The organism is Photobacterium frigidiphilum (assembly GCF_003025615.1).
In the GTDB taxonomy this organism is placed as follows: Bacteria; Pseudomonadota; Gammaproteobacteria; order Enterobacterales; family Vibrionaceae; genus Photobacterium; species Photobacterium frigidiphilum.
Genome location: NZ_PYMJ01000069.1, coordinates 1 through 9,203 on the forward strand (window position 1 = coordinate 1; position 9,203 = coordinate 9,203).

General features: G+C 41.0%; 9 protein-coding genes and 2 pseudogenes. 10 read left to right on the forward strand and 1 reads right to left on the reverse strand.

Annotated features, from left to right (window positions below; translation table 11 throughout):
* The 8 genes and pseudogenes from C9J12_RS31325 to C9J12_RS29125 form a co-directional block, all read left to right on the forward strand.
* Positions 1-202 (forward strand): hypothetical protein (locus C9J12_RS31325; RefSeq protein ID WP_146150134.1); only part of this gene is annotated, 202 nt, incomplete at its 5' end.
* Positions 133-312, forward strand: a pseudogene (locus C9J12_RS31330) (IS6 family transposase); the annotation flags it as partial. The gene C9J12_RS31325 and the pseudogene C9J12_RS31330, both read left to right, overlap by 70 nt.
* 25 nt (positions 313-337) lie before the next feature.
* Positions 338-577, forward strand: coding sequence for a helix-turn-helix transcriptional regulator (locus C9J12_RS29105; RefSeq protein ID WP_107246794.1), 240 nt, complete (start codon positions 338-340; stop codon positions 575-577).
* A gap of 23 nt (positions 578-600) precedes the next feature.
* Positions 601-759 (forward strand): HipA N-terminal domain-containing protein, encoded by a 159-nt coding sequence (locus C9J12_RS31335; protein ID WP_227876506.1) that lies wholly within the window; start codon positions 601-603, stop codon positions 757-759.
* Between the two features lie 170 nt (positions 760-929).
* Positions 930-1,278: pseudogene (locus tag C9J12_RS31340) on the forward strand (HipA domain-containing protein).
* A 73-nt stretch (positions 1,279-1,351) separates the two neighbouring features.
* Positions 1,352-2,338: a permease gene (locus C9J12_RS29115; RefSeq protein ID WP_107246795.1), complete on the forward strand. Its 987-nt coding sequence runs from the start codon at positions 1,352-1,354 to the stop codon at positions 2,336-2,338.
* A 21-nt stretch (positions 2,339-2,359) separates the two neighbouring features.
* On the forward strand, positions 2,360-2,593 hold the full coding sequence (locus tag C9J12_RS29120; protein ID WP_107246796.1) for a thioredoxin family protein: 234 nt from the start codon (positions 2,360-2,362) through the stop codon (positions 2,591-2,593).
* Between the two features lie 123 nt (positions 2,594-2,716).
* On the forward strand, positions 2,717-3,226 hold the full coding sequence (locus tag C9J12_RS29125) for a sigma-70 family RNA polymerase sigma factor (protein WP_193944721.1): 510 nt from the start codon (positions 2,717-2,719) through the stop codon (positions 3,224-3,226).
* A 189-nt stretch (positions 3,227-3,415) separates the two neighbouring features.
* Here the strand turns inward: C9J12_RS29125 and cysS are convergent, their stop codons facing one another.
* Positions 3,416-4,789 (reverse strand): cysteine--tRNA ligase, encoded by a 1,374-nt coding sequence (gene cysS, locus C9J12_RS29130; RefSeq protein ID WP_107246798.1) that lies wholly within the window; start codon positions 4,787-4,789, stop codon positions 3,416-3,418.
* A gap of 412 nt (positions 4,790-5,201) precedes the next feature.
* Here cysS and C9J12_RS29135 point away from each other — a divergent pair, with 412 nt between their 5' ends.
* A complete protein-coding gene (locus C9J12_RS29135) occupies positions 5,202-6,647 on the forward strand; it encodes an AGE family epimerase/isomerase (protein ID WP_407675711.1) in 1,446 nt (481 codons plus the stop codon).
* 939 nt (positions 6,648-7,586) lie between these two features.
* Entirely contained in the window at positions 7,587-8,507 is a 921-nt protein-coding gene (locus tag C9J12_RS29140) for a LysR family transcriptional regulator (protein WP_107246799.1), read from the forward strand.
* Positions 8,508-9,203: the final 696 nt, after the last annotated feature.

The following is a 9,203-nucleotide window of genomic DNA, read 5'->3' on the forward strand; positions in this document are numbered from 1 at the left end:
TACACTGATGTTGCGATGGCCGTTGGCCACGGTTAAGTGGAGAGCCGCATGCGCTGAAAGGTGCACGTGCGGTTCGGTGAGGAGAGGCAGAGAAATAGTTCGACTACGCTCTGTCTCTTACTCTACTCAACGTCAAAGGCCATCGGTCAACATGGATTACCTGAGAAAGTGGTTATTGACGGCAGCCATTCCAATGCGTTAGCACTGCATCATATCAATGTTGAGCTTTGGCATAACGGGCACATGCTAAGTTTAATTGAAATCCTTTCAATCAAGTTTCTGAACAATATCGTAGAACAAAGCCCTAATTAGAGAGTGCTTATTCTAGGAGTAATTGATGGCCAAATTGGTAAAAGCATTAGAAACCCCCGACCTTGATCAACCGTTCAGTACTGAACTGCTGGGGCTGGCGATTAAGGCGAAAAGAACTCAAAGTAGGATAACCCAATCCGACGCTGCTGAGCTTTGCGGCATAGCAAAACAAACATACATCAAGATTGAACAAGGAAAAGGAGATATCCGTATGTCTTCTATTATGGATGATTCAAGGAGTGATGATAATGACAACTGGGTCTGATCGATACATTCTTGATGTCGTGTATGATAGTTGTAGTGATCGGTAAACTTACGTTAGATAAAGACTCTGATAATTTAGAATTAACTTATACCGATGAATGGCGACAGAATGGCTTTCCCTTATCGCCTCACCTTCCGCTTGATACTGTTATACCTTCTGCTGTGATCTGTCAGGTGCCGTGATGTTTGTGCACGAATTTACGTCAAATCAAATAGAAACAACGTTCCGGCCAATTGAAGACAAGGAATTGATCATGCGGCTTTCCAACCCAACATTGTGGGCGATGGAAATATGGGATGAAAGGCCGAGACTATCAGTTGCTGGCGTACAGTCGAAAATTAATGTCCTAAAAATGAATGGTCAGCTTGGGTTGGGTGAAGGTGATTTATGCTCAACACACATCATTAAATTCGAAAGAAATGATCAGCAACATCTCGTCATTAATGAGTTCGTAACAATGCGTCTTGCTAGGCGTTGGGCTGGAAACTGCCAATGTAGAGTTACAATATTTTGATAAATATCCTGCACTTTTAGTTGAACGCTTTGATCGTAAATTAACGAATGATTCAGTGAAACGACGTCATGTGATTGATGGAAGCCAAGTCTGTAACATGAGCGTGGAAAGAAAGTACGAACGGAACCTTATAATTTATTACTTAGTACCCATACTAAATCGAGTCTTTGCTCGGAAAAATAAATAATAATCAAAAAATTTGCATCCTTTTGGCATCTCATACGTGTTGATAGTAGTGAACACGTTTTAAGGGTGCAGTAATGTTTGAAGTTTTCACTCAGTTAGCGGATTGGCTAACCTATACAATTATTGGGCTCGACCCCAATACCGCTATGGGTATCGGCCTACATTTTTTTATTGAAGATACCAGTAAGATCTTAGTTTTATTAGTGTGTTTAATCTATGGTATTTCATATCTGCGTGCGAGCCTCAGCGTGGATAAGGTTCGTGATTATCTTCAGGGTAAGCATAGGGGAGTTGGGTACTTTTTAGGTTCTCTTTTTGGTGCGATTACGCCCTTTTGCTCTTGCAGTTCTATTCCTCTATTTATGGGTTTTGTGTCGGCACGTATTCCTATTGGTGTAACTATCGCCTTTCTTATTACCTCACCTCTTATTAATGAGGTAGTGGTGATCATGTTGGGCAGTATCCTTGGGTTTAAGTTTACTCTCATGTACATAATCATAGGTATGTTATTGGGCATATTAGCAGGTGTGATCCTAGATATGTGCAAGGCACACCGTTGGCTGCAACCCTTTCTTGCCAAGGCCTATCAACAAGATGAAAACACGAGCACTCAAGTAACTCATGACACCCAAACTATCGCGATGACCTATAAGGAACGTCACGAGTTTGCCGTCAACGAGACTAGCGCCATTGTTAAACGCATTTGGAAATGGGTAATTATTGGGGTGGGCCTAGGTGCATTTATCCATGGCTTTGTTCCGGCGCAATGGTTTGAGCAAAATCTAGCGAATGGAGAGTGGTGGACAGTGCCATTAGCGACATTGAGTGCGATCCCTATCTACACCAATGCATCTGGGGTTGTTCCTATCATGGCCTCTCTTATTGATAAAGGAATGCCTTTGGGCACTACACTCGCTTTCTGTATGGGGGCGGTGGCGGTTAGCCTGCCCGAATTTATGATGCTAAAGCAGGTAATGCAGTACCGTTTATTGGGGGTGATTGCAGGATATTTATTCGTTGCCATCTCCATTACTGGGTGGCTGTTTAACGCTTATTACTAAATTAAACTAACGGAGTATATTATGAAAATTGTTCAGGTTTATGGTTCTGGTTGTAAGAACTGCACAGTGACAGCAGAGCGTATTGAAGAGGTAGCGAAAGAGCTTGGTCAAGAAATTCAGCTTCAAAAGGTAACGAGCCTAGAAGAGATCATGAAGGCAGGTATCATGAGCACCCCAGGGGTTGGTATTGATGGCTTTGTTAAGCACACTGGCTCTGTGCCAAGCATTGTCCAAGTTCGTGAACTTCTTGCTTAAGATATAGTAACTTATGCGCATTAGAGCCTATACTCAGCTATAATAAGTGAAGTCGCGCCGCCCTTGTTTGTGGTGTCGCGACTTCTGTTGTTTTGTAGAAGGATAAAGGCAGTGAAGTGTTTGATGAAGGCATGGGGTGAGACTGAATCCGTGCTTTATGGATGGTTAATGAAGCAAACTCAAAGCCAACATGAAACAGAAGACATCATGCAAGAGGTGTTTTTGAAGGCAATGAGTAATCGTGAGCGCTTTTGCACCTTAGACGATAGCAGGTCTTGGCTTTTTAAGATCACTAAGAATCACTTCATCGATTATTTACGCCGCAAGGTTGATTGTAAGGACATTGGTGAACTTGTTGCTCCGGATAATGTTCTACCCGTAATGACACAGTTGCAAACTTGTCTTCCTCGTCTTTTACCTAAGTTGTCAGCAAAAAACAGGCATATTATCGAAGAGTGTGATCTTAATGGATTAACTCAGCTTGAGTACGCTAAACGTAATGAGTTGAGTCTTCCTGCTACCAAGGCGCGCCTGCGTCGAGCGCGTTTAGAGTTAAAAGATAAATTGATTAATGAGTGCAAGGTGAAACAAGATCATACTGGCGTGTGTTGCTTTAAACGAATTCAAGCATAATAAGTTGGAACCTGTCAGATCAAGCCAGAGCTAGTGCACTTAAATAATCCGATATTTCCCGAAATAAGTTCAAGTCCCAAAACGTTTTCGACAACTCTGAATATAGCTGCTGGCTGCGCGACAGCTATTCTTATCTGTTAGCTTACTCTGGCTAACACGCCAAGCTCCTTTATGCGTTAGAGAAGAAAGTCATGAGCGTATTGTTACCGTTGAACCATCGCCTGAATCATTCACCTGATAACCTAAGTCATGTATTTGATTACGAATCGCATCGGCTTTTTTATAATTTCCTTGCTGTTTAACCTGTGTCCTTAACTTCACCAACCTCGAAATATGTTCTGGTATTTCAACCGTTTCAATTTTATGAATATCTAACCCCAAAATACGGTCGAAGAACAAAACCGTCGCTCTCTTGTTTTCTGGAAGTAGCTCGCTATTCAAAATTTCCCAAACTAAAGCGAGCGCTTGAGGCATATTGAGGTCTCGGTTGATGTGCCTCATAAACAACTCGCTGTAACTTTCATCGACTTTGCCGTTACTTGGTAAAAATGCCACTTTATTACGTAGCCTGTGCAAAGCTTTCTGTGCTCCACTTAACCCTTCCCACGTGAAGCTCAGATGGCTGCGATAATGACTAGTCAAAGTAAGATAACGATACGCCATTGGTTCATAACCTTTTGCGATCAAAGCGTCCAAACGTAGTGAAGTACCTGACTTAGAAATTTTCTCTTTCTTCAATTGTAGGAAGTATCCATGCAGCCAATAATTGGCTTGAACATGACCATTTTTTGCTTGGCACTGTGCTATTTCATTCGTGTGATGAACTGGAATGTGGTCTTCACCACCAACGTGAATATCGAATACATCACCTAGGTATTTTTCTGCCATGGCGGAACACTCAATGTGCCAACCAGGAAAGCCAATACCCCAAGGGCTTTGCCACTCCATCTGTCGTGGCTTATCACCGCTGAATTTCCATAAAGCAAAATCGGTAGGATGTTTCTTTTCTGCCATTTCGACTCGAATCCCAGCTTCCAACCCCTGTTTATCAAGTCTGGCGAGTTTGCCATAGTCGGCTAATCTGTCGGTGTTGAAGTAAACACCATCAGAGGTTTGATAGGTAAAGCCTTTGGTTTCTAACTCTTGGATAAAGTTAATTTGGTCTTGAATATGTTCCGTCGCACGGCAAATAACAGAAGGCGTTGAGATATTAAGCAGCTTGAGATCATCGAAGAAGGCTTGTTCAAAAAATTGAGCTATTTCCCAGGCAGATTTATTCTGTTTTCGAGCCCCTTTTTCCATCTTGTCTTCACCAGTGTCGGCATCAGATACCAAGTGTCCAACATCGGTGATGTTCATAACGTGATTCACTTCATAACCATTTATCTCAAGTGCGCGCCGTAAGACATCCACAAAAAGATAGGTTCGCAAATTGCCTGCGTGAGCATAGTCATAAACGGTCGGGCCACAAGCATAAAGCCCCACTTTATTTGCCTGAATAGAATTGAATGGGCGTAGTTCGCGCGCCATCGTGTCGAATAGTAGAAGTTCTGGTTGGCTCATATTTTATTCCTTTAAATACAAAAAAGGCCGCAGATGAAAAACATCAGCGGCCTCGAAGTAATGTGATAATTTTTTGCTAATTAATAGCTACACACAGGCCGCCGTAAATCAAAATGATTACAGCAGCAACAAACTGGGTGAGTGAACGTAGCTAAATATGTCATGTAATTCATACTAATAAACAGTACCTTTCAAATCAAGCCCTACCTTAAGCTTTGTACATGTGTTGATACATATCGTAAATGATTTACACCGTTAAGACAGGGCACGCCGTTAAGCAATTTTTCTATGCCCGAGTTAATTTATGTTGCTGTTATGCGTTTAACCAATATTAAGGGATGTGATTACGTTGGCAAAGTGTGAGGGTATGGTTGATTATAATGATTTAAATTCAATGATTTATAGTGGTTTTATGTATCGTAAATTTTTTGTGTTAATGCTCGCGACAGTCAGTTTCACTGGCTACACATCCCCACTGACTCCTTCTGGTGACGATTGGTTAAATCATGCAACTCAAGGCCTAGCACCTTATTGGATGATGGAGAGTGCACAAGGGATTCCTGTTGGAAATTTTCCGACCTTTCGTTGTGACGATGGCACCATACTGGACGCACAACATCCCTGTTCTGAATTGAATATGGGGTGGATAAGTCCGGACTTTAATCGCGAATATACACGAATGAAGTCGCGCCAAACTTACGCCTATGGAGTCCTTTTCCACCTCACTGGAGATAAGCAGGCATTAGAGCTTGCAAAGAAGGGCTCGTACTATTTGATTAACTATCTGCAAGATAAGCAAAATGGTGGTTTTGTTAGCTATACACAAAACGGTAAGCCAGGGCTTGATTGGCAACAGCGTACCTCTCAAGATCAAGCTTATGCATTAGTTGGTTTAGCGATGTATTACTATTTGACGCAAGACCCCAAGGTAGAACAAGTACTCATAAAACAGCAGGCATTCATTTTTGACAAATACCGCCTTAAAGATAATCGGGGGCTAGCATGGGTGTTAAAAGATGGTGATGGATACAGTACGAAACAGCGAGAACTCGTCGCTCAACTCGATCAAATTAACGGTTATTTATTACTTGTTGCCCCTTTACTTCCTGCACCCGTAGAAGCTAAATGGAAAGAGGATTTACGATGGCTAACACAGGTGCTGCTAGAAGATTATCACTCCAATGAAGAGCAGCGCTTTTATGGTGCTGTACATCATAAAGCGGTAATGATGCCGGACGCCAAACATAATGATTTTGGCCATACTATCAAGGCATACTGGATGACGTATTTAAGTGGGCGACTGCTTGATAATTCAGACTGGGTTCAGCGTGGGTTCAAGGGTATGAAGCACACCCTAAAACAAGCGCAGTACCAACAAAATTTCGAGGTGGTACAGCACTTATTCTCTGATGAACTGAAGTATCAATGGCAAGGTTCCTCAATACCAGCATGGAAATCCAGAGAATACTCTAATGGCAGCTCTTCGTGGGAGTGGGCTGAGTTAGATCAAGCAGCGATGACGGTTTCGCTTGTTGATGGGTCGATGAAAGATACGCTCAAATATACTCTACCTACATTTATGGATGCTTGGGTGGATCATGTTTATGGTGGTGTGGGGCTCAACCCGAAATCGACCAAAGCATTCCACTGGGGTAATGGCTACCATCAATTCGAGCACGCATTGATTGGTTACCTTTATGCCCAGCAAAGTGACGGAAAACCTGCCGAACTTTATTACGCGAGGCCAGAGAACAGTGCCATGCCACTCAACCCCTACTATTTTCAAGCCGATAGGGCAGAAAAACTGTCAGTAGACGGCCTAATTAAAAAGGTGCGATTTACGCGTATTCAACCATGATGCTCTTATAGTTAGAGTTTACCCAAGTAAGCCTGAGCACTAAATTGGTTTGCCCCAGAATAACTTAGCGACGCAGTTTTTTTCTGGGGTATGCTTACACTGTTTTCATATATGTTGGTTTTAGTATCTGTTAGTAATGCTATATTCTGATAAATGTAATATTTCGTTTATTGTTAAATTTAAATCCATGTGCAGTGAATGTAATGAATTATTGTGATTTAATTCACGTAAAGTCCTGTTGGTGGTGGTTGTTAATGATTATGTATAAATATTATTGTGATTATTATCATAAAAACAATACGCAAGGGTTTAAGTTATGAACCACTAAAGGTGATTGCTTTATTTAAATGGTTGCGTATTTCTATAATCTTAGTTTTTTCATTGTAAGAGAGTCGCAATGAATGTTGAATTCTACTAATCCCATTGGGTTATATTTGTTTTGTTTAATTGTTCCTTTGTGTCTAGCCACTAAAGGTTTGTTTGTTTTGCCTGTAAGCTATTGAAATGTAATTGGTATTACTGTGTTATTACTATCTTGATTTAATTGGTTGTGTAAGGGTGAAATCCACTTGTCTTATTTAAATCATTTTTCTGTAAAAAGTGGATCAAGTATAGTTACGAGATGAATTATTTCGCCTTTATGTTACCGCTAAGTGATGGTAGAAAGTGACGGGTCACTTTTGAAAGATAGCATTTTATTAATGTATAATATTTCTTTTGATATGTAAGTTATTATTTTGCAGCTTAACATCAATGATATATCTTGATCCTAGTGCTATCGGTTGGATATATGCCAAGTATGTACGTACCATATTAAATAATTGTGTCGACATTCTATGAGCCTTTTTAATTCCTGTTTGATGATGCTTAGTAATATAGCCTATGAGCAATTATTATGTATAATGATAATAATTGTTTTAAGTATGAGCCAAACTAATAATGAAATTACCTCCTTTGCGATCGCTACAATGCTTTGAAGCGGTGGCTCGTTTAAACAGCTTTTCAAAAGCGGCCGATCATCTAAATGTGACTCAGAGTGCGGTTAGTCATCAGGTCAAGTTGCTGGAAGAGTATCTAGGTGAAGCTATGTTTAATCGTCAGGGGCGCTCTTTCTCATTGACCGAGGTTGGTAAGTGTTATTTTGATGAGGTCAATCAGTCATTGGGTTCTTTATCGAATGTAAGCCAACAAATCCGAGAAGGTAAATCGGGTAAAATTCGCTTGGCGTTATACAGCTCACTGGCAGTAAAATGGTTGATTCCACGATTAGACGATTTACGTAAACAACATCCAGAAATTGAATTAACCTTGAATATGGTAGCAGACGAACCTGACTGCACCGATTCGGTCGCTGATTGCTTTATCACCGTGAATCCGCCGAAACGTAACTTCGTTAGCCAATTTCTATATGCTGAGCGCCTCTATCCAGTATGTGGACATAAGCTTTGGCAACAGATCAAAGATAAACCACTTCCCGATACGTTATGGCAGCATCCTTTGCTTTCGGTGCAATACTCGTCTTTTGGTGAAGATCTTGGTGAAGACTGGTTACGCTGGTCTAAGAGTGGAGGATTTGAATTACCGGAGCATGCCAAAATAAATCACTTTAGTCATATGTTGCTGGCTGTCGAAACGGCTCGCTATGTTCATGGTATTGCCTTGATTAACAATTACTTAATGACAGATCATGATCGTGAACATAATTTTGTTCGTATTCCTATGCATGAACTACTTACCGGCGATAGTTTTTATTTTGTTTACAAGAAAACACGGGAAAAACAACCTGCTATTGTAAAATTAGGCCGCTGGCTTAAACAACAGAGCTATGAGCAAGAATTTTCGATGCTACCGAGCGATTGAGTATGGCTGCATAGCCAACTTTCTTATGTATTTCTATATTATGGAATGTAGAAGTAATTATGTTCACAATTTCAGCTTGGGAGCGTAGCAGTCTGATTTATTGAGTCTTCAATGTGCATTTCAATTGTGTGTACACCAGACCTGCTATGGTGGGTTTAAACCGTCGAAGGTTCAGTTCTTGTACTCATTTGTTGATGACGATGATGCACAAGAAACCATTGATGACTTTTGGCAACAATTGTTGAAGCAGGTGAAGTGCCTAGAAGGATTACGGCGAGTGTAGAAGTGAAAGCGTTCATTAGTCTTACATTTTCGAGCTAAATGCGAAGTGAGGCAAAGATGAAACTTAAAGAGGCGTTGATAGCGTTAGGTATGACGAACCTGTGTCATGAGCATTAATATAATCCTCAACTCAGTTATTCTTATTGTTGTGTGAAATGGCCTAGTATCAAATATTCATCCACTTCTACCTGAATTGAGCTTCATCAATGCTGTTGGGATCATAGTGATTACTTATATTGTACGGGGTAAATTTTCTATAAAGGTGAGTCTTTCTAACTAACTTACAATTGCCCGTGCGACCTGAAGTCGTATGAAGCGTTGTTCACCACGACAAGAGTGAACCATCTGTATCACCAGATGACCCTAGGATCCTGAATAAAGTAGCGGATCTGACAATGTAACGAAACTCGGCCA

Bases quoted from the DNA above. Each gene is read 5' to 3' on its own strand.
- C9J12_RS29135 (WP_407675711.1), top strand. From the start codon at position 5,202: ATGTATCGTAAATTTTTTGTGTTAATGCTCGCGACAGTCAGTTTCACT.
- cysS (WP_107246798.1), bottom strand. From the start codon at position 4,789: ATGAGCCAACCAGAACTTCTACTATTCGACACGATGGCGCGCGAACTA.
- C9J12_RS29120 (WP_107246796.1), top strand. From the start codon at position 2,360: ATGAAAATTGTTCAGGTTTATGGTTCTGGTTGTAAGAACTGCACAGTG.
- C9J12_RS29140 (WP_107246799.1), top strand. From the start codon at position 7,587: ATGAAATTACCTCCTTTGCGATCGCTACAATGCTTTGAAGCGGTGGCT.
- C9J12_RS29115 (WP_107246795.1), top strand. From the start codon at position 1,352: ATGTTTGAAGTTTTCACTCAGTTAGCGGATTGGCTAACCTATACAATT.
- C9J12_RS31335 (WP_227876506.1), top strand. From the start codon at position 601: ATGATAGTTGTAGTGATCGGTAAACTTACGTTAGATAAAGACTCTGAT.
- C9J12_RS29125 (WP_193944721.1), top strand. From the start codon at position 2,717: ATGAAGGCATGGGGTGAGACTGAATCCGTGCTTTATGGATGGTTAATG.
- C9J12_RS29105 (WP_107246794.1), top strand. From the start codon at position 338: ATGGCCAAATTGGTAAAAGCATTAGAAACCCCCGACCTTGATCAACCG.